Source organism: Marinobacter sp., assembly GCF_033722195.1.
Classification (GTDB): Bacteria; Pseudomonadota; Gammaproteobacteria; order Pseudomonadales; family Oleiphilaceae; genus Marinobacter.
This window is the reverse complement of record NZ_JAWVZL010000037.1, coordinates 1-20,154: the sequence shown is the minus strand read 5'-3', so window position 1 is coordinate 20,154 and position 20,154 is coordinate 1. Positions and strand designations below refer to the sequence as shown.

The 20,154-nt window shown below is 63.5% G+C and carries 15 protein-coding genes; 13 read left to right on the top strand and 2 right to left on the bottom strand.

The features are described from left to right. Position 1 precedes the first annotated feature (1 nt). Both R3280_RS08870 and imuA read right to left on the bottom strand, forming a co-directional pair. A complete protein-coding gene (locus R3280_RS08870; RefSeq protein WP_318998241.1) occupies positions 2–1,420 on the bottom strand; it encodes a DNA polymerase Y family protein in 1,419 nt (472 codons plus the stop codon). 1 nt (position 1,421) lies between these two features. Next, a complete protein-coding gene (imuA, locus tag R3280_RS08865) occupies positions 1,422–2,114 on the bottom strand; it encodes a translesion DNA synthesis-associated protein ImuA (protein ID WP_318998240.1) in 693 nt (230 codons plus the stop codon). A 135-nt stretch (positions 2,115–2,249) separates the two neighbouring features. Here imuA and R3280_RS08860 point away from each other — a divergent pair, with 135 nt between their 5' ends. From R3280_RS08860 to R3280_RS08800, 13 genes are all read left to right on the top strand, one after another. Next, entirely contained in the window at positions 2,250–2,588 is a 339-nt protein-coding gene (locus R3280_RS08860; protein ID WP_318998239.1) for a 4a-hydroxytetrahydrobiopterin dehydratase, read from the top strand. A 202-nt stretch (positions 2,589–2,790) separates the two neighbouring features. Then, positions 2,791–3,666 carry a carbon-nitrogen hydrolase family protein gene (locus tag R3280_RS08855; protein WP_318998238.1) on the top strand — a complete coding sequence of 292 codons (876 nt, stop codon included), beginning with the start codon at positions 2,791–2,793 and terminating at the stop codon, positions 3,664–3,666. A 199-nt stretch (positions 3,667–3,865) separates the two neighbouring features. Next, entirely contained in the window at positions 3,866–5,332 is a 1,467-nt protein-coding gene (locus R3280_RS08850) for a biotin carboxylase (protein WP_318998237.1), read from the top strand. Between the two features lie 55 nt (positions 5,333–5,387). After that, complete coding sequence (locus tag R3280_RS08845; RefSeq protein WP_318998236.1) at positions 5,388–6,392, top strand: C45 family peptidase; 1,005 nt, start codon at positions 5,388–5,390, stop codon at positions 6,390–6,392. 94 nt (positions 6,393–6,486) lie between these two features. Further along, positions 6,487–9,270 (top strand): aminotransferase class I/II-fold pyridoxal phosphate-dependent enzyme, encoded by a 2,784-nt coding sequence (locus R3280_RS08840; RefSeq protein ID WP_318998235.1) that lies wholly within the window; start codon positions 6,487–6,489, stop codon positions 9,268–9,270. A gap of 143 nt (positions 9,271–9,413) precedes the next feature. After that, entirely contained in the window at positions 9,414–10,268 is an 855-nt protein-coding gene (gene purU / locus R3280_RS08835; protein ID WP_318998234.1) for a formyltetrahydrofolate deformylase, read from the top strand. A gap of 140 nt (positions 10,269–10,408) precedes the next feature. After that, positions 10,409–13,021, top strand: a complete 2,613-nt coding sequence (gene gyrA / locus R3280_RS08830; protein ID WP_318998233.1) for a DNA gyrase subunit A — start codon at positions 10,409–10,411, stop codon at positions 13,019–13,021. A gap of 63 nt (positions 13,022–13,084) precedes the next feature. Beyond that, positions 13,085–14,167 (top strand): 3-phosphoserine/phosphohydroxythreonine transaminase, encoded by a 1,083-nt coding sequence (serC, locus tag R3280_RS08825; protein ID WP_318998232.1) that lies wholly within the window; start codon positions 13,085–13,087, stop codon positions 14,165–14,167. 2 nt (positions 14,168–14,169) lie between these two features. Continuing rightward, positions 14,170–15,267 carry a prephenate dehydratase gene (gene pheA, locus R3280_RS08820; protein ID WP_318998231.1) on the top strand — a complete coding sequence of 366 codons (1,098 nt, stop codon included), beginning with the start codon at positions 14,170–14,172 and terminating at the stop codon, positions 15,265–15,267. A gap of 55 nt (positions 15,268–15,322) precedes the next feature. Further along, positions 15,323–16,456, top strand: coding sequence for a histidinol-phosphate transaminase (gene hisC / locus R3280_RS08815; RefSeq protein ID WP_318998230.1), 1,134 nt, complete (start codon positions 15,323–15,325; stop codon positions 16,454–16,456). Beyond that, positions 16,449–18,671, top strand: coding sequence for a bifunctional prephenate dehydrogenase/3-phosphoshikimate 1-carboxyvinyltransferase (locus tag R3280_RS08810; protein WP_318998229.1), 2,223 nt, complete (start codon positions 16,449–16,451; stop codon positions 18,669–18,671). Before hisC ends, R3280_RS08810 begins: the two co-directional genes overlap by 8 nt. Before the next feature lie 5 nt (positions 18,672–18,676). Further along, complete coding sequence (gene cmk, locus R3280_RS08805; RefSeq protein ID WP_318998228.1) at positions 18,677–19,354, top strand: (d)CMP kinase; 678 nt, start codon at positions 18,677–18,679, stop codon at positions 19,352–19,354. A 127-nt stretch (positions 19,355–19,481) separates the two neighbouring features. Next, on the top strand, positions 19,482–20,154 hold a 673-nt coding region (locus R3280_RS08800), incomplete at its 3' end, for a S1 RNA-binding domain-containing protein (protein WP_318998227.1).

Here is a 20,154-nt window from a genome sequence, read left to right as displayed (position 1 = left end):
GTCAACCGAACAGGCCATGGATGAACCAGCCGCCGCTGACATCGCGAAAGACCCAGGCCAGCTGGCCCGAGCCCAGCTGGGCCACATAGTAGTCCCGCTGTACCCGCTCGCCATCCCACCAGCCACCGCTGATCCTTTCCGGCCCGGCCAGCCAGGCCTGGGGCAGTTGCACGACCGGTTGCGGCGTCTGCAGCAGCCACAGGGGGCGGCTGGGGGCGTCCGGACGGGGCTGGCCGGCGGAGCTGTCGGGCCGGCTGAGGCGTACCGGTTGCCAGGCCCGTTCCGGGCGATGGTCCGGCCGCGCCGCCAGCACCTTCAGGGCCTGGTCCCCGAGCCGGGCCTGGAGCTTCGACATCAGGGTCTGCCAGCCCTCTTCCGGGCGGCTGCCGTCCCCCAGCAGGTCGGCGCCGGTGGGCTGCTCCCTGGGGATGAAGCGTTGTACTGCCAGGGTCATGCTCGCCACCGGCGCCGCCAGGGCCTGCTGTTCCAGGCGCAGTCGCACCAGGGCCAGGAAATTGGCGGCCCGGTGTTCCGGGCCGGCGGTCTGCAGCGTCAGTCGGGTGTCGGGCTGGTGACGGTGGTGCAGCGCAAGCTGCAACCGGTCGGTATCCTGCTGGCGCCACTGCAGATCGTCTTCCAGCTCACCCAGCATGCGCTGAAGCGGAAACAGCAGACCGGAGACCTGTTCGATGTCGCAGGCAAAATCCAGACGCTGAACGAAGCGGTGGGGCGGTGACCAGGGCGTTTGCGGGTCCGGCCGGCTGCCCTGCAGCTGCTGGATCAGCCGCAGGGTTTCCGGTTCCAGACGCCGTGCCACCTCGGCCGGCGGCAGGCTGAACAGCTCCGCCAGGGTGGTCAGGCCCATGCGGGCCAGGCGTTGCGCGGTGCGCTCGGGCAGGCCGGCCTGGAAAATACCCAGCTCCGCCACCAGTCGATCCAGCACCCCGGAGCTGTCGCTGCATTGCCCGCGTTGGCTGCGGGCCAGGAACCGGGCTGCCTTGGGAGTGCGGCCGGTGGCCAGCCAAGCGGTGAGCTGGCGCTGGTCCAGGGCTTCCACCAGGGTCTGCCAGAAATTGTCCAGGCCACCATGAAGGCGGTGCATGCTGGCTGCTTCCGCCAGCAGGCCGTCCGGTGGGCAGAGGGTGATATGGGCGGCATGGCGGTAAAGCCATCGGGCCTGCTGTTCCAGCACCTGCTGCTCCCGCTCCGGCGCGGCGTGGCTGAAAGCCAGCGCCGGCGCCAGACTGATGGCGGTTTTCAGGCGCATGCCGGGCTGGATGCCCAGGGCCCGGGCCTGGGGGCAGGCCTGGTAGACCGACTGCTGCTGGGCATCGGTGACCACCAGCGGCTCGGATGCATCGCGGCTGCTGCGAATATGGTCCAGCAGCAGGTGCGGAAAATGGATGTAGAGCCAGAGCATGTCAGGTGTTGCGCTCCGGCCAGGGCCCCTGAACCACCCGGGCGTTGGCCTGGGGCCGCACCGGCGCGCGTTCCGGCAGCGGCAGGCGACAGTCCTGGCTGGCCCAGCCGCCGCGACGCTTGAGGACCTTCACCGCCAGGGTCAGATCCTGCTCCGGTGTCAGTTGCAGCCGCAGGGCCGCCGGGGAGCTGTTGGCGGCTGCGGCACTGGAGCGGAACAGGACGCAATGGCTGCCGCCGGCTTCGGCCGCCAGCTGCAGGCGACGGATCTGGCGGGACTTGAGGACCCCGGGCCAGGCCATGACCAGGCCTGTCACCGGCGAGCGCAGGCAGTTTTCCAGCGACCAGAGGGCATCGCTGGCGTTGTTGGTCTGGATGATCACCACCTGTGACAGGTTGACCCCCAGCCGCTCCAGCGCCGGCGCATAGGGTGTGTGAGGCGGATTGACCAGGAACACGGTTCTGGCTGCAGCCTGCTGGCTGCGCATCAGCGGCAGCAACAACTGGAATTCGCCGATGCCGGCATTGTCCATCAGGCACTCGATGAGGGCACCCCGGGGCCAACCGGTGTCCTGGAGCTGCCGGTCAAGGGCGGCAAAACCGGTGCTTTCAGCGGGCAGGTGAGGGCGGGCCTGCTGCTGGTTGCCCTGCCAGACCCGGGCATCGTGAATCAGGGTGTCGAGAAGTTCCTTCATGCTTGGCAGTTCCGTAATACTGTTTAAATATACAGTATATCGCCACTGCCGGGATTTCAATCTTTGCCGCGGTTGATTTGAGCCTTTCCCCGGTCCACGCTGTAATGTCAGGCACTTGAGCAAGGAGGACAGACCATGACCGATCTCAAGCACAGCAGTTGCGAGCCCTGCAACAAGGGCAGTGAACCCCTGTTACCGGAGGATTACAGCGGCCTGCTCGGGGAGGTGCCGGACTGGCAGGTGGTGGAGTACAAAGGCGAAAAGCAGCTTGAGCGAACTTTCAAGTTGAAGAATTTCGCCGAGGCGTTGGCCTTTACCAACAGGGTGGGAGCACTGGCCGAGGCCGAGGATCATCATCCGGCCATCCTGCTGGAGTACGGCAAGGTCCGGGTGAACTGGTGGACCCACGCCATCGGGGGCCTGCACCGCAACGATTTCATCATGGCGGCCCGCACCGACGACGAGTTTTCCTGACAGTGGCGGCCGCCTGCGGAAATTGCGAATGGTCAGTGGCGCCGGATTCGTGTGATATAAGTAGCTGACTTAGTAATTTCGACAGGTTGGCCGATTTGGCATAGGCTTAACAGAGAACACAGTGGGCATCTGGTAGCGCCTGTGTGGCTCTCTGAGTCCTCGTTAGACGGTCTTCTGAGTAATACGCTGATAGAGGAATCGAATGTCTTATTTCACGATAGCAGGGGTACAGATGCACGCCCTGCATCACGGTGACAACACCGAGTCCATGCGGCATCGCATCGACCTTTTGATGTCCCGTTTCCCGCAGGTCCAGATGGTGATGTTCAGTGAGCTCATTGTCAGTGGGGCTTCCACCCATCATGCCGAACCCATGCCTAGCAGCAAGGAGCAGATGTTCTGTGAGCTGGCCCGCCATCACGGCATCTGGCTGATTCCCGGCTCCATGTTCGAGAAGGTCGAGGACAAGGTCTACAATACCCTGAGTGTGATCGACCCCTACGGCAATGTGGTCTGCCGCTACCGCAAGATGTTCCCGTTCCGGCCCTATGAGCAGGGTGTGGATGCGGGCAGCGAGTTCGCGGTGTTCGACGTGCCCGAGGTGGGCCGCTTCGGGGTGTCCATCTGCTACGACATGTGGTTCCCGGAAACCACCCGGACCCTGGTTGCCATGGGCGCGGAGGTGATTCTGCACCCCACCATGACCGACACCATCGACCGCGACATCGAGCTGTCCATCGCCCGTACCAATGCCGCCATCAACCAGTGCTATTTCTTTGACATCAATGGCGCCGGCGCCATGGGTAATGGCCGTTCCATCATCGTTGGGCCTTCGGGTGATGTCATCCACCAGTCCGGCATCGGCGAGGAGATGGTGCCGGTCGAGATCGATCTGAACCGGGTCCGGCGTGAGCGCGAACACGGCCTGCGTGGGCTGGGTCAGCCACTAAAGAGCTTCCGTGACCGGGAAGTGAATTTTTCACTGTATCAAAGCGAGAATCGTTCCAGCCCCTTCCTGGACAGTCTGGGCCCGCTGGCAAAGCCGGTGCGTCAGGACACTGTCAAGGTCACGGAATAAGCCGTATCCCTTTCAGGGACCCCGGTGGCCGCCATTCCGGCCCACCGGGAGGCGCCGCGGAGGTGCCAAGGTAAAGGAGAACAGGATGATCCAGACCCTCATCAACACCTTCCGCCGGCGCCTGGCCAGTTGGCTGTCACACAGCAGCCCACAGGACAGGGCCTCAAAAACAAAACGCCCCCCGACAGGAGAAAAAGAAATGAGCAGCCTGAAAAGCATTTCTGATATCCGCCGTTACTTTCACAACAACAAGGAACCGGTCTATTTCATATCGGCCACCAACTTCAACCTGTTGGGGATTGGCGACTGGGTGGGTAACTTCCGCCACATCAATTACATCGACTGCTTCGACGGCCGCCAGAAAAACGTGTTCGTGCCCAAAGAGAAGTTTCCCCGGGACTTCGAGAGCATCGAGGACATCAACAACTACCTGCTGGAGCACAAGGAAGTCATCGACTTCCTGCAGTCCCGTGGCGGCAAGGGTACCGCCGCCTTTCTGATGTTCGATGAACACACCGAGGCCATCTGCGAGCAGTTGGGCCTCAAGATCGCCTTCCCGCCCGCCAAGCTGCGCTCGCGGATGGACAACAAGATCGAGACGGTGCGGATTGGTAACAAGGTTGGAGTGCCCAGCGTGCCCAACGTACTGGCCAAGGTGAACAGCTACGAGCATCTGGTGGAAGTCAGTGAGCCCCTGGGTACCCATGACCTGGTGATCCAGTCCGCCTACGGCGATTCCGGCCACACCACCTTCTTCGTTTCCAACGAGGACGAGTACTACAAGTACGCCGAGGAGATCGAAGCCGAGCCGGAAGTGAAGATCATGAAGCGCATCAACTGCCGGGGCTCGGCCATCGAGGCCTGCACCACGCGCTGCGGCACGGTGGTGGGTCCGCTGATGACCGAACTGGTGGGCTTCAAGTCGCTGACCCCCTACAAGGGCGGCTGGTGCGGCAACGAGATGTTTGCCGGCGCCTTTACCCAGGAGGTCCGCGACAAGGCCCGGGAATACACCTTCAAGTACGGTGAGGCGCTACGGGAAGAGGGCTACCGCGGTTATTTCGAGCTGGACTTCCTGATCGATACCGACACCGACGAGGTCTACCTGGGGGAGCTCAATCCCCGGGTCACCGGCGCAAGTTCCCTCACCAACGTGGCGGCCTTCGCCCATTCCGACATACCGCTGTTCCTGTTCCACCTGCTGGAGTTCTCCGGTCAGGACTTCGAGATCGATATCGAAGAGCTCAACGAGCGCTGGTCCCATCCGGACAGCATCGACAGCTGGAGTCAGCTGGTCATCAAGCACACGGATGAGTCGGTGGACCTGTTGACCAAGGCGCCGGAATCCGGGGTCTGGAAAATGGACGCTGACGGCAACATCCGATACGACCATTACAGCTACCACCCCCATGCCGCCGAGAACGAGCAGGAAGCCTTCTTCATGCGCATCAGTGGCGTTGGGGATTTCCGCTACGAAGGTGCGGATCTGGGTATCCTGATTACCCGCGGCCGGCTGATGGACGACAATTTCCAGCTTACCCAGCGCGCCAAGAACTGGATTGACGGTATCCGTGGCCAGTTCAGCGGGCAGGTGCTGCAGGACCCGGCAGTGGAAGCGGTGGCGGTCAACCACGCCATCGGTGGCGGCAATTTCAAGATTCTCTAGCAAGGCCAGGCGGGCGGCGGGTGACACCGCCGCCGTCCCATGAGGCCCATTCAGCATGCAGCGACAGAAGCATCTTGTATTCCGCACCGTGCACGAGCCCCAGTTGGGTGAAAAGTGGCAGGACCTTTTTCACCTTCACTGGTCGGCTTACGAGCGCTGGTACCTGACGGAAACCGAGCGGGAGCGTCCCAGTTACCTGGCCTGCTTCAACGCCCTCAACCGGCATATGCCGGAGCTGGTACCCACCTACCAGAGGCTCTGTGCCCTGGCCGGTGGTGGCGACCTGCCATCGCGCATGCTCAGCCTCTACCGGCCGCCGCCCTACATCACCGGCTGCTCCCAGGCAGTGCTGGCCAATGGTCAGGACAACCTGCTGGTGCGCAATTACGATTACCCGCCCGAACTGTGTGAGGGCACCATTCTGTCCACCTGCTGGAACGGGCGGCGGGTCATCGCCATGTCCGATTGCCTGTGGGGCGTGTTGGACGGCATCAACGAGCAGGGCCTGACGGTGTCCCTGTCCTTTGGCGGCCGGCGGGTGGTGGGGGATGGCTTTGGTGCGCCCATCATCCTGCGCTACATCTTGGAGTTCTGCGACACCACCGAACAGGCCGCCGAGGTACTGGCCCGGGTGCCCACCCACATGGCCTACAACATCACTGTGTGCGATGCCCACGGCCATTACGTCACCGCCATGATCGGCCCGGACCGGGCGGCACTGATCAAGCGCATCCCCATGGCCACCAATCACCAGAAGAAGATCGAGTGGTATGCCCACGCACTGGCGTCGGAAACCCTCATCCGGGAGCGCCAGCTGGCCATCCTGGTGGATGACGAGGACACCGATGAAGAGCGGCTGGTATCGGCATTCTTCCTGCCTCCGTTGTTCCGCAGCGATTATCGCCGCGGTCTTGGGACCATCTACACTGCGGTGTACCACCCCAATCAGGGCAGGGCGGAATACCATTGGGCGGACCACTCCATCAAGGTGTCTTTCGAGGTGTTCGAGGAAACGGCACTGGAAATCAGCTACCACAGTCATGCCGGCGTACCGCACTAGAGCGGGATAGCGCGCCGGTCAACAACGGTTGCCAGTTCCGGCCCGGATCCGGGTCGGAGGGTGCCAGGGAAGACTCAAGACGGCAGGTACGACGATGAGCGAGATAACCGAATCAGAAACCGCCTACACGGCGCTGGGCTTTTACCACAAGATATCGCAGCTGCGGAACGACACCTGGAACGCTCTGAAGCGGGACCTGGGCCGGCTGGTGAAGACTACGGACGAGTCCGAAACCAGGCATCTGGTCAAGGCCGTGGACATCAAGCTGACCCGGCTTGAAATCATCGAGGACTACCACGCCTTCCCCTCGAAGGAGGACTTCCACCACGTCTGGAGCCTGTTCGACGCCGGTGAATACGAACTGCTCGAGAAGGTGGTGAAGCGCCTGGTGCGGGCGCTGATCAGTGAGTCCTACCGGCGCCGCCACGTCGATCTCAGTGGCAACGACTCGGAGTCGGAAGATCTGGAGACCCTGGATGCCCTGGCGCAGCTTCGCCGGGGCCACCCGGCCTCCAACAGCTCAGCGCAGCCCTACTTTGAGCTTCTCATTGTCGACGCCATGTCGCTGCAGGAGGAGGAAGTGGTGCGGGAGGCCTTCCATGCCCTGCGCCGGCCGGAGGACAAATTCATCTATGATGTGGTCACGGTGCGCAGTTTCGAGGACGCCCTGATCGCCATCCTGGTGAATCCCAACATCCAGGCCTGCCTGATCCGTTACGAGTTCCCCTACAAGTCCAAGTACAACCTCAGCGCGCTTCGCAACTACCTGGAGGGGCTGTCGGAGATTGAGCTGGGCAACAAGTCCGAGGCCGAGCGCAGCCTGCTGCTGGGCTCGATGATCCGGGAGATCCGTCCTGAAATCGATCAGTTCCTGGTCACCAGTGGCGATGTGGAGGTCACCGCCAGCCGGGATATCCGCCACTTCAACCGTATCTTCTACCGGGAAACCGACTACATCGAGCAGCATCACACCATCCTGCGTGCGATTGACAATCGCTATCGGACGCCTTTTTTCGATGCCCTGCGGGAATACAGCCGCAAGCCCACCGGGGTCTTCCATGCCATGCCCATTTCCCGGGGCAAATCCGTGACCCGCTCCCACTGGGCGGGCGGCATGATCGATTTCTACGGCATCAACATCTTCCTGGCGGAAACCTCCGCTACCTCCGGTGGCCTGGACTCCCTCTTGCAACCCTACGGCCCCATCAAGAAAGCCCAGGAATACGCGGCCCGGGCTTTCGGTTCGCGGCAGAGCTTCTTCGTCACCAACGGCACCTCCACCGCCAACAAGATCGTGGTGCAGGCGCTGATCCAGCCCGGGGACATCGTGCTGGTGGACCGTGACTGCCACAAGTCCCACCACTACGGCATGGTGCTGGCCGGCGCCCATGTGGTCTACCTGGACTCCTATCCCCTCAACGACTACTCCATGTACGGCGCGGTGCCGCTGCGGGAAATCAAGAAAGCGCTGCTGGAACTCAAGCGCAAGGGGCAGTTGCACAAGGTCAAGATGCTGCTGCTCACCAACTGCACCTTCGACGGCGTGGTCTACAACGTGCGGCGGGTGATGGAAGAGTGCCTTGCCATCAAGCCGGACCTGGTGTTCCTCTGGGACGAGGCCTGGTTCGCCTTCGCCACCTTCAACCCCACCTACCGGCCGCGGACCGCCATGCACGCCGCCCGGACCCTGAGGGACCGCTACCGCAGCGAAACCTACCAGACCGAGTACGAGGCCTGGAAGGAGAACTTCGACACCCTGGACCCGGACGACGACGCCACCTGGCTGGACACCCCCTTGCTGCCGGACCCGGAAACCGTGCGCATCCGTGCCTACGCCACCCATTCCACCCACAAGACCCTGACCAGCCTGCGCCAGGGCTCGATGATCCACGTCTACGACCAGGATTTCCGCCAGAAAGTGGAGCCGCCGTTCCACGAGGCCTACATGACCCATACCTCCACCTCGCCCAACTACCAGATCCTGGCGTCGCTGGATGTGGGGCGCATGCAGGCGGAGATGGAAGGCTTCGAGCTGGTCCATGCCCAGGTGGAGGCGGCGCTGTCACTGCGGGAGCAGCTTTACACCAACCCGCTGCTGAAGAAATATTTCCGGGTGCTGATCAACAAGGACATGATCCCGCTGGAGTACCGTCAGTCGGGTGTCGACACCTTCTACGATCCGGTCAGTGGCTGGAACAAGATGGAGGAGGCCTGGGCCCACGATGAGTTCGTTGTGGACCCCAGCCGCATTACCATGGCCATCGGCCAGACCGGTATCGACGGTGACACCTTCAAGAACGAGTACCTGATGAACCAGTTCGGGATCCAGATCAACAAGACCTCCCGCAACACCGTGCTGTTCATGACCAACATCGGTACCAATCGTGGCTCGATCGCCTACCTGCTGGATGTGCTCATCAAGCTGGCCAAGGGTTTCGACCGGCGCTGGGAGGAAAGCAGCCGGCCGGAGCGCAAGATCATCGAGCACCAGGTCCGTTCCCTGACCGAAGAGCTGCCGCCACTGCCGGATTTCAGCCGTTTCCACGACGCCTTCCGGCCCCATCCCGAAACCCCCGAGGGTGACATCCGCCGGGCCTACTTCCTCAGTTACGACGAGGAGAACACCGAGTACGTCCGGTTCGACAACGAGGCCCTGCAGAAACAGATGGAAAAGGGCAGGGAAGCGGTCTCCGCCAGCTTCGTGATTCCCTACCCGCCGGGTTTCCCGGTGCTGGTGCCGGGCCAGGTGATCAGCGACGAGATTCTGGACTTCCTGCAGGCGCTGGACGTCACCGAGATCCACGGCTACCGGGCCGAGCTGGGCCTGCTGGTGTTCACCGAGGAGACCCTGACCCGGGTGATGGCGGAGCGGAGCTAGCAGCTTCCCTCGCCGCCCGCGCCAGGGCCGCGGGCGGCGAGGGAAGCCGTCGTATCCGAGCGGAAGATAGGCTATCATGAGCGCCGTTTTTGGCCCCGGCGCTGATGCCGGAGCCGTTATCCGTTCGAGAGGGCCGCAGCTTCATGGAGCACACGTATCGTCTGGTGATTTCCTGTCCTGACCGGGTGGGCATCGTCGCCAAAGTCAGTAATTTCCTGACCACCTACAATGGCTGGATTACCGAGGCGAGCCACCACGCGGACAGCCAGGCCGGCTGGTTCTTCATGCGCCATGAGATCAAGGCCAGCTCCATGCCCTTCGGACTGGAGCATTTCCGGGTCGCCTTCGAACCCATTGCCCGCGAATTCGACATGACCTGGCACGTGGCCGACTCGGCCCAGCCCAAGCGGGTTGTGCTCATGTGCAGCAAGGAATCCCACTGCCTGGCGGACCTGCTGCACCGCTGGCACAGCAAGGAGCTCAACGCCGAGATCGTGGCGGTGATTTCCAACCACGACGACCTGCGCCGCATGGTGGACTGGCACGACATCCCTTACCACCACGTGCCGGTCAGCCGCGACAACCGCGACCAGGCCTTTGCCGAGATCGGGCAGCTGTTCGAGGACTACCAGGCCGATGTCATCGTGCTGGCGCGCTACATGCAGATCCTGCCGCCGGAGCTGTGCGAGCGATACGCCGGCAGGGTCATCAACATCCACCACAGCTTCCTGCCTTCCTTCGCCGGTGCCAGGCCCTATCACCAGGCCTACAGCCGGGGCGTCAAGCTGATTGGTGCCACCTGCCACTACGTCACCCAGGACCTGGACGAGGGCCCCATCATCGAGCAGGACGTGATCCGGGTGAACCACAGCGACTCCATCGAGGACATGGTGCGTCTGGGCAAGGATGTGGAGAAAAATGTCCTGGCCCGGGGCCTGCGTGCCCACGTCGAGGACCGGGTCATCACCCACGAAAACAAAACCGTGGTATTTGGTTGATTTGCGGCCATTGTTGGCCCGCCCAAAGCCATACTTTGCGGCCTCGGATGTGGTACCATTGTCGGCTTGTTGATGGCCGGCCACAGAGGCTGCTCGGCTCCTAATAACGACTTCCAGCAATTGCAAAGGAACCTTTCTCGATGGGTGAATTAGCCAAAGAGATCCTGCCGGTAAATATTGAAGACGAGCTCAAGCAGTCCTACCTCGATTACGCCATGAGCGTCATCGTCGGGCGTGCGCTCCCCGACGTCCGTGACGGCCTGAAGCCGGTACACCGGCGGGTGCTGTTCGCCATGTCGGAGCTGGGCAACGACTGGAACAAGCCCTACAAGAAGTCCGCCCGTGTGGTGGGTGACGTCATCGGTAAATACCACCCCCACGGTGACTCGGCGGTCTACGACACCATCGTCCGCATGGCCCAGCCGTTCTCGCTGCGCTATCCGCTGGTGGACGGCCAGGGCAACTTCGGTTCCATTGACGGCGACAACGCCGCCGCCATGCGTTACACCGAAATCCGGATGAAGAAGATTGCCCATTCGCTGCTGGCGGATCTGGACAAGGAAACCGTCGACTTCGTGCCCAACTACGACGGCACCGAGCAGATTCCCGATGTCATGCCCACCCGGATCCCCAACCTGCTGGTGAACGGCTCCTCGGGCATTGCGGTGGGTATGGCCACCAACATCCCGCCCCACAACCTGACCGAGATCGTCAACGGTTGCCTGGCGCTGATCGACAACCCGGATCTCACCGTCGACGACCTGATGGAATACATCCCGGGCCCGGATTTCCCCACCCAGGGCATCATTAACGGCCGCGCCGGCATCGTTGAGGCCTACCGCACCGGCCGGGGCCGGATCTACATCCGCGCCCGCCACGAGATCGAGCACGACAACAAGACCGGCCGTGACGCCATCATCATTACCGAGCTGCCCTATCAGCTCAACAAGGCCCGGCTGATCGAGAAGATCGCCGAGCTGGTGAAGGAGAAGCGCCTGGAAGGCATCTCCGAGCTCCGTGACGAGTCCAACAAGGAAGGCATCCGGGTGGTGATCGAGCTGCGCCGGGGCGAGAACCCGGACGTGATCATCAACAACATGTTCGCCCACACCCAGCTGCAGACGGTGTTCGGCATCAACATGGTGGCCCTGATTGACGGCGAGCCCCGGGTCCTCAACCTGAAGGAAATGCTGGACGCCTTCATCCGCCACCGTCGCGAAGTGGTCACCCGCCGCACCATCTATGAGCTGCGCAAGGCCCGCGAGCGGGGCCACATCCTCGAAGGTCTGTCGGTGGCCCTGGCCAACATCGATGACATCATCAATCTGATCAAGCAGTCGCCCTCGGCGGTGGAAGCCAAGGAAAAGCTGGTGGCCCAGGGCTGGTCTCCGGGTGACGTCATGGCCATGCTGGAAAAGGCCGGCCCGGATGTCTGCCGGCCGGACGACCTGCCGGAGTACTGCGGCCTGCGGGACGGCCTGTACCATCTGTCACCGGAACAGGCCCAGGCCATCCTGGATCTGCGCCTGCATCGCCTGACCGGTCTGGAAACCGAAAAGCTCCAGAACGAATACCGTGAAATCGTCGAGAAGATCGCCGATCTGCTGGATATCCTCGGGGATCCGGAGCGTCTGCTGCAGGTTATCCGGGAAGAGCTGCAGGCCGTGGTGGAAGAGTACGGCGATGCCCGCCTGACCGAGATCACCAGCTCCAAGCGCGACCTCACCATCGCTGACCTGATCGACGAGGAAGACCTGGTGGTCACCATCTCCCACGGTGGTTACGCCAAGACCCAGGCCATCGAGGATTACCAGGCCCAGCGCCGTGGCGGCCGGGGCAAGGCCTCCACCGCGATGAAGGAAGAGGACTTCATCGAGAAACTGCTGGTGGCCAACTCCCACGACACCATTCTGTGCTTTACCAGCCGGGGCAAGGTCTACTGGCTGCGGGTGTTCGAGATTCCCCGCGCCAGCCGCGCCTCCCGGGGCCGGCCCATGGTCAACATCCTGCCGCTGGAAGACGGCGAGCGGGTGACCACCTTCCTGCCGGTACGGGACTACCCGGAAGATCATTACGTGCTGATGGCCACCTCCGCCGGTATCGTCAAGAAGACGCCGCTGCCGAACTTCTCCCGGCCCCGGTCCAATGGCCTGATCGCGCTGTCGCTGGACGAGGGCGACACCCTGGTGGGCGCCGCCATTACCGCCGGTGACGCCGAAGTGATGCTGTTCTCCTCCGCCGGCAAAGCGGTGCGCTTCAGCGAGGACCAGATCCGTCCCCTGAGCCGGACCGCACGCGGTGTCCGCGGTATCCGCATGCCCGAGGAACACCGGGTGGTGTCGCTGATCATCCCGCAGGAGGGCGGCATTATCCTTACCGCCAGTGAGAACGGCTACGGCAAGCGTACCCAGCTCGAGGAATTCCCGGCCTACAGTCGCGGCAGCCAGGGCGTGATTGCGATGCAGTGCTCGGACCGCAACGGTAACCTGGTCACCGCCCTGCAGATGTTCGATGGCGACGAGATGATGCTGATCTCGGACAAGGGTACCCTGGTGCGGACCCGTGCCGACGAGGTCTCGGTGCTGAGCCGCAACACACAGGGTGTGCGCCTGATCAAGCTGAGTCAGGAGGACGAGCGCCTGGTAGGTGTGGAGCGGATCGCCGACAGTGGTGAGGAAGATCTGGAAGACGAGGCCGAGGCGCCGGTGGAAGGCAGCGGCCAGGGCGCAGGCGAGCAGGCCGGCGAGGAATAGCGCCGGCCCGGTTTCCGCCGCCGGTCATGCCGGCGGCCGTGGTCAACATGAGACGGATGGGCAATGAGCAGGGCGTATAATTTTTGTGCAGGGCCGGCGACACTGCCGGAAAGTGTGCTCCGTCAGGCGCGGGACGAAATGCTCGACTGGCAGGGCACCGGCATGTCGGTCATGGAGATGAGCCACCGCAGCGACGAGTTCGTGGCCATTGCCGAAACTGCCGAGCAGGACCTGCGGGACCTGGCGGGTATTTCCGGCGACTACGCCGTGCTGTTCATGCAGGGGGGTGCCAGCAGCCAGTTCGCCACCGTGCCCCTGAACCTGCTCGGTGAGAAGGGTACGGCGGATTACATCAACACCGGCATCTGGTCGAAGAAGGCCATCGCCGAGGCCCGTCGCTACGGCGAGGTGAATGTGGCCGCCAGCAGCCAGGACAACGGCTTCACCGACATTCCCGACCAGGCCCACTGGCGCTGCAATCCCCAGGCGTCCTACCTGCATTACACCCCCAATGAGACCATTGGCGGCCTGGAGTTCGATTTCGTGCCGGATGCCGGCAGTGTGCCCCTGGTGGCCGATATGTCCTCCAGCATGCTGTCCCGTCCGCTGGACGTGTCGAAGTTCGGCCTCATCTACGCCGGCGCCCAGAAGAACATCGGCCCTTCCGGGCTGGTGGTGGTGATTGTCCGCAAGGACCTGCTGGGCCATGCCCGGCCGGAGACCCCCACCATGATGGACTACAAGGTCACCGCCGATAACGGTTCCATGTACAACACCCCGTCCACCTACTCCTGGTACCTGGCGGGGCTGGTGTTCAAGTGGCTCAAGGCCCAGGGGGGCGTCACTGCGATCGCCGAGATCAACAGCCGCAAGGCCCGCAAGCTTTATGGCTTCATCGATCAGAGCGACTTCTACGCCAACCCCATCGCGCCCCGATTCCGGTCCTGGATGAACGTGCCCTTCACCCTGGCGGACGATGCCCTCAACGACGCCTTCCTGCAGGGCGCCGAGGAGCGCCGGTTGCTGAACCTCAAGGGCCACCGCTCCGTGGGCGGCATGCGCGCCAGCATCTACAACGCCATGCCGGAAGCCGGCGTGGACGCCCTGATCGATTATATGGCCACCTTTGAGAAGGAGCGGGGCTGATCATGAGCGACGAGCAGACCCGCCTTGCCGAACTGAGGGACCGGATAGACGGTCTTGACCAGCAGATCATGGACCTGATCAGCGCCCGGGCCCGTTGCGCCCAGGAAGTGGCCCACGTCAAGATGGCCGCGAACCCGGACCAGGACGTGTTCTTCTACCGTCCCGAGCGCGAGGCCCAGGTGCTGCGGCGGATCAAGGACCACAATCCCGGGCCCCTGTCAGGAGAGGAAATGGCCCGGCTGTTCCGTGAGATCATGTCCGCCTGCCTGGCGCTGGAAAAGCCCATGCACATCGCCTTCCTGGGGCCGGCCGGCACCTTTACCCAGTCGGCGGCGCTCAAGCATTTTGGCCACTCGGTGATCAGTGTGCCGCTGCCGGCCATAGACGCGGTGTTCCGGGAAGTGGAATCCGGCGCCGCCCATTACGGCGTTGTGCCGGTGGAGAATTCCACCGAGGGCATGATCAACCACACCCTGGACATGTTCATGTCGTCGCCGCTGAAGATCTGCGGTGAGGTGCAGCTACGCATTCACCATCACCTGATGGCCGCCCCCGGTACCGATGACAAGGCCATTAGCCGCATCTACTCGCACCAGCAGTCCTTCGCCCAGTGCCGGCAGTGGCTGGACGCCCACCGCTACGGCATCGAGCGGGTGGCGGTGAGCAGCAACGCCGAGGCCGCCCGCCGGGCCGCCGCGGAGCCGGGCACCGCCGCCATTGCCGGCGACATGGCCGCCGAGCTCTACGGTCTGGAGAAGCTGGCCAACAAGATCGAGGACCGGCCGGACAACACCACCCGGTTCCTGATCATCGGCCGCGAGGCGGTCAGTCCCAGCGGTCATGACAAGTCCTCGATCCTGGTGTCCATGCGCAACAAGCCGGGTGCCCTTTACCAGCTGCTGGAGCCTTTTCACCGCCACAACATCAGCCTGACCCGGATCGAAACCCGGCCCTCGCCCAGCGGAACCTGGGCCTACGTCTTCTACATCGACTTCGAAGGCCACATGGAGGACGCCCAGGTCAGCAAGGTACTGGCGGACATTGACCAGGAAGCGGTGGAGCTCAAGCGCCTGGGCTCCTATCCGATCGGGGTGCTCTGAGCAGCTGAGCGGTTGAACATTCAAGGCCGGCGTGCCGGTCATGGGGAAGCGTGTTATGACGATCGATTACCAGAGTCTGGCCGTCGAAGGCGTTCAGGGCCTGATGCCCTATCAGCCGGGCAAGCCCATTGATGAGCTGGCCCGGGAGCTGGGCCTGGATCCGGCCGGTATCGTCAAGCTCGCCAGCAACGAGAATCCCCTGGGACCGAGCCCCAAGGCGATGGCGGCGGCCCGCCAGGCCCTGGACGGTCTCTGCCGCTACCCCGACGGTAACGGCTTCAACCTGAAAGCCAGGCTGGCGCAGCGTCTGGGGGTAGGGCCGGCGCAGATCACCCTGGGCAACGGTTCCAACGATGTGCTTGAAATCATCACCCGCTGCTTTGCCGATCACAGCACCGAGGTGATCTACTCCCAGCATGCCTTCGCAGTCTACCCCATCGTCGCCCGCGCCATCGGTGCCCGCGGCGTGGAGGTGCCGGCCCGGCACTGGGGTCATGACCTGGAGGCCATGGCCGACGCCGTTACCGAGCGCACCCGTCTGATCTTCGTTGCCAACCCCAACAACCCCACCGGTACCGTGCACGATGCCGATGCCATCGAGCGCTTCCTGGCCCGCGTACCGGATCGGGTACTGGTGGTGCTGGACGAAGCCTACTGCGAATACCTGGAGGGAGAGGGCTTTCCTGATGGCGTGGCGCTGCTGTCCCGTTTTGCCAACCTGATCGTTACCCGCACCTTCTCCAAGGCCTGGGGTCTGGCGGCGCTACGGGTGGGCTACAGCCTGTCATCGCCGGCCATCGCCGACATTCTCAACCGGGTGCGCCAGCCCTTCAACGTGGATTCCGTTGCCCTGGCCGCCGCCACCGCGGTGCTGGACGACGAGGACTACCTGCAGCGTTCCCGAGCCGTCAACACAGAGGGTTTGCGGCAGCTTGAGCAGGGCCTGGAGGCACTGGGGCTGGCCTTTATTCCCTCCGCCGGCAACTTTGTGGCGGTGGACGTGGGCGAGGAAGCCGGCCCCGTGTTCCAGCGTCTGCTGGCCGAGGGTGTGATTGTGCGGCCGGTGGCCGGCTACGGCATGCCTCGCCATTTGCGGGTCTCGGTGGGACTGGCGGAAGAGAACCGCCGTTTCCTGGAGGCACTGCCCCGGGCGCTGCAGCCAAAGGTGGATGAGGCGCTGCATGGCTGACGGCCCCCTGTTCCGACGCGTTGCCATTATCGGACTGGGCCTGATTGGCGGATCCCTGGCCAGTGCCATTCGCCGTGCCCGGCTGGCGGACACCGTGGTGGGTGCCGATCAGCGGGCCGACGAGCTGGCCCTGGGGCTGTCGCTTGGCATCGTCGATGAGACCGCCGACTCCATCGCCGGGGCCGTGACCGGAGCCGACCTGGTGGTGGTGGCGGTGCCGGTGCGGGCCACCGAGCAGGTGCTGCGGGAAATCAGGCCGCACCTGGGTGAGGGCGCGCTGCTGACCGATGTGGGCAGCACCAAGGCCAGTTTCGTCGAGGCGGTCCGGACGGTTTTCGGTAAGGAGCCGGTGGCCATGATTCCCGGCCATCCCATTGCCGGGTCCGAGAAGAGCGGCATCACCGCCGCCAACCCGGACCTGTTTGACCGCCACATGGTAATTCTGACCCCGCCGGAAGGCGCCGACAGCCGCCATCTGAAGCGACTGCGTGCGCTCTGGGAGGGCTGTGGCGCCACCGTGCTGACCATGTCGGTGGCCCGCCATGACGAGGTCCTGGCGGCCACCAGTCACCTGCCGCATCTGATTGCCTTCTCTCTGGTGGATACCCTGGCCGGCGAGGACGACAATCTCGATATTTTCCGCTACGCCGCCGGCGGTTTCCGGGATTTCACCCGCATTGCGGCCAGCGATCCGGTGATGTGGCACGATATCTTTCTTTCCAACCAGCAGGCGGTGTTGCGGGTGATCGACCATTTCACCCACGACCTGGACCAGCTTCGGGCCGCCATCGCCGATCAGGACAGCGCCACCCTGCTGCGGGTGTTCAGTCGTGCCAAGGCGGCACGGGATCATTTTTCCAAAATGCTTTCAGGACAGGCCTACGTGACAAAAACCAACCAAAAACCCCTGACGTTTCTGCTTGAGCCGGGCCACAAGGTCACCGGTGACATCCGTGTGCCCGGCGACAAGTCCATTTCCCACCGCTCCATCATGCTGGGCGCGCTGGCGGACGGAATCACCGAGGTGAAGGGTTTCCTGGAAGGGGAGGACAGCCTCGCCACGCTCCAGGCCTTCCGCGATATGGGTGTCACCATTGAAGGCCCGGACCATGGCCATGTCCGGCTTCACGGCGTTGGCATCGACGGCCTGCAGGCGCCCCGCGGGCCCCTCTACCTAGGCAATTCAGGCACCGGCATGCGGCTGTTCTCCGGCCTGCTGGCGCCGCAACCCTTCAGCTCGGAGCTTACCGGCGATGCCAGTCTGTCCAAGCGGCCCATGGGCCGGGTGGCGGATCCGCTGCGGGCCATGGGGGCGGTGATCGAGACCGCGGAGGGCGGTCGTCCGCCCATGAAGATCCAGGGCGGCCGGCCCCTGAAGGGCATCCATTACGACATGCCGGTGGCCAGCGCCCAGGTCAAATCCTGCCTGCTGCTGGCGGGCCTGTACGCCGAGGGCACCACCTCGGTGAGCGAACCGGCGCCGACCCGGGACCACACCGAGCGCATGCTGGCGGGCTTCGGCTACGATGTCCACCGTGACGGCGCCACCGTCAGTGTCACCGGGGGCGGCCGTCTGACCGCCACCAGCATCGATATCCCTGCCGACATCTCCTCGGCCGCGTTTTTCCTGGTGGCGGCGAGCATCGCGCCGGATTCCGATCTGACCCTGCGCCAGGTGGGTATGAACCCGACCCGGGTCGGGGTGATCAACATCCTGCGGCTGATGGGGGCCAACATCGAGGTGCTGGACGAGCGCGAAGTGGGCGGTGAGCCGGTGGCGGACCTGCGGGTGCAGTCGGCGGCCCTGAGAGGCATCGAAATTCCCCTCAGCGACGTGCCCCTGGCCATCGACGAGTTCCCGGTGCTGTTCATCGCCGCCACCTGCGCCGACGGTGAGACCGTGCTGCGGGGCGCCGAGGAGCTGCGGGTCAAGGAAAGCGACCGCATCCAGGTCATGGCCGATGGTCTGGCGGCGCTCGGGGTGGCTACGACCGTCACCGAGGACGGCATCGTCATCCGCGGCGGCCAGAGTATTGGCGGCGGTACCGTGGACAGCCACGGCGATCACCGCATCGCCATGTCCTTCGCGGTCGCCTCCCTGGTGGCAAAAGGCCCCATCAAGGTTACCGACTGCGCCAACGTGGCAACGTCCTTCCCCGGCTTTGTCGAGCTGGCCCGTGGCGTGGGTATCCAGATCACCACGGCAGAGGAGTAATCACCATGGCAACTACGGCCCCGGTCATTACCGTGGACGGTCCCGGTGGCGCCGGCAAGGGCACCATCACCCAGATGCTGGCGCGCCGCCTGGGCTGGCACCTGCTTGACAGTGGTGCGCTCTATCGCCTGACCGCGCTGGCCGCCACCCGCCAGGGTGTCAGCCTGGACGACGAGGCCGGCCTGGCGGAGGTGGCCCGGGGCCTGGACGCCGCCTTCGAACCCACCGAGCCCGGCGAACCGGTGCGGGTGATTCTGGCCGGCGAGGATGTGACCCGCGAAATCCGCACCGAGGCCTGTGGCGACAACGCCTCCCGGGTGGCAGCCATGCAGCCGGTGCGGGACGCCCTGCTGCAGCGCCAGCGGGACTTCCGGCAGCCGCCGGGCCTTGTGGCGGACGGCCGCGACATGGGCACGGTGGTTTTCCCCCGGGCCGAGACCAAGATTTTCCTCACCGCCAGCGCCCTGGAGAGGGCTGAACGACGTTATCGTCAGTTGAAGGACGCCGGGGTCGATGTTAATATTGACGCCCTTTTGGAAGAGATACGGGTGCGCGATGAACGGGATATGAACCGTTCCGCGGCTCCGCTTAAGCCGGCAGAAGATGCGCAAGTCATTGACTCGACCGGTTTAAGCATTGAAGAGGTGTTGGACAGAGTCATGGCCGCAGCAGGCCAGGCCTGACCGCACCTTTTTGTTGTTGGAAACCGGATGTGGCGTAAACAGCCAGCCCTGGTCGTATCCGGTCACTATTAACAGACCGTGCCGCTGGCAGCACGGAGTAACTTGCGTTGATCACATAGGACATATAATGAGCGAGAGCTTTGCGGATCTATTTGAAGAAAGCCTGAAAGAAATTGACATGCAGCCGGGTTCCATCGTCCAGGGAACCGTGGTTGATATCGACAGCGACTGGGTCACGGTCAACGCCGGCCTGAAGTCCGAGGGTGTCATCCCCGCCTCTCAGTTCCTGAACGAGAAAGGCGAGCTGGAAATCCAGATCGGCGACGTTGTCGACGTAGCTCTCGATGCGGTAGAAGATGGCTTCGGTGAAACCCGCCTGTCCCGTGAAAAGGCCAAGCGTGCGGAGGCCTGGAAGGTACTGGAGAAGTCCTTCGAAGCCGAGGAAGTCGTCAAGGGTGTGATCAACGGCAAGGTGAAGGGTGGTTTCACGGTCGACCTGGCTGGCATTCGTGCTTTCCTGCCGGGTTCCCTGGTTGATGTTCGTCCGGTACGCGACACCGCGCACCTGGAGAACAAGGAACTCGAGTTCAAGGTCATCAAGCTGGACCAGAAGCGCAACAACGTGGTTGTTTCCCGTCGTGCGGTGCTGGAAGCCGAGAACAGCGCCGAGCGTGACGCGCTGCTGGAAACCCTGACCGAAGGTATGGAAATCAAGGGTATCGTCAAGAACCTGACCGACTACGGCGCGTTCGTGGATCTGGGCGGTGTTGACGGCCTGCTGCACATCACCGACATGGCCT

What these genes read in the sequence shown, in the direction of transcription:
- R3280_RS08855 (WP_318998238.1), top strand. Translation starts at nt 2,791, where the DNA reads ATGTCTTATTTCACGATAGCAGGGGTACAGATGCACGCCCTGCATCAC.
- R3280_RS08850 (WP_318998237.1), top strand. Translation starts at nt 3,866, where the DNA reads ATGAGCAGCCTGAAAAGCATTTCTGATATCCGCCGTTACTTTCACAAC.
- R3280_RS08840 (WP_318998235.1), top strand. Translation starts at nt 6,487, where the DNA reads ATGAGCGAGATAACCGAATCAGAAACCGCCTACACGGCGCTGGGCTTT.
- cmk (WP_318998228.1), top strand. Translation starts at nt 18,677, where the DNA reads ATGGCAACTACGGCCCCGGTCATTACCGTGGACGGTCCCGGTGGCGCC.
- R3280_RS08845 (WP_318998236.1), top strand. Translation starts at nt 5,388, where the DNA reads ATGCAGCGACAGAAGCATCTTGTATTCCGCACCGTGCACGAGCCCCAG.
- R3280_RS08810 (WP_318998229.1), top strand. Translation starts at nt 16,449, where the DNA reads ATGGCTGACGGCCCCCTGTTCCGACGCGTTGCCATTATCGGACTGGGC.
- hisC (WP_318998230.1), top strand. Translation starts at nt 15,323, where the DNA reads ATGACGATCGATTACCAGAGTCTGGCCGTCGAAGGCGTTCAGGGCCTG.
- purU (WP_318998234.1), top strand. Translation starts at nt 9,414, where the DNA reads ATGGAGCACACGTATCGTCTGGTGATTTCCTGTCCTGACCGGGTGGGC.
- gyrA (WP_318998233.1), top strand. Translation starts at nt 10,409, where the DNA reads ATGGGTGAATTAGCCAAAGAGATCCTGCCGGTAAATATTGAAGACGAG.
- serC (WP_318998232.1), top strand. Translation starts at nt 13,085, where the DNA reads ATGAGCAGGGCGTATAATTTTTGTGCAGGGCCGGCGACACTGCCGGAA.
- imuA (WP_318998240.1), bottom strand. Translation starts at nt 2,114, where the DNA reads ATGAAGGAACTTCTCGACACCCTGATTCACGATGCCCGGGTCTGGCAG.
- pheA (WP_318998231.1), top strand. Translation starts at nt 14,170, where the DNA reads ATGAGCGACGAGCAGACCCGCCTTGCCGAACTGAGGGACCGGATAGAC.
- R3280_RS08870 (WP_318998241.1), bottom strand. Translation starts at nt 1,420, where the DNA reads ATGCTCTGGCTCTACATCCATTTTCCGCACCTGCTGCTGGACCATATT.
- R3280_RS08860 (WP_318998239.1), top strand. Translation starts at nt 2,250, where the DNA reads ATGACCGATCTCAAGCACAGCAGTTGCGAGCCCTGCAACAAGGGCAGT.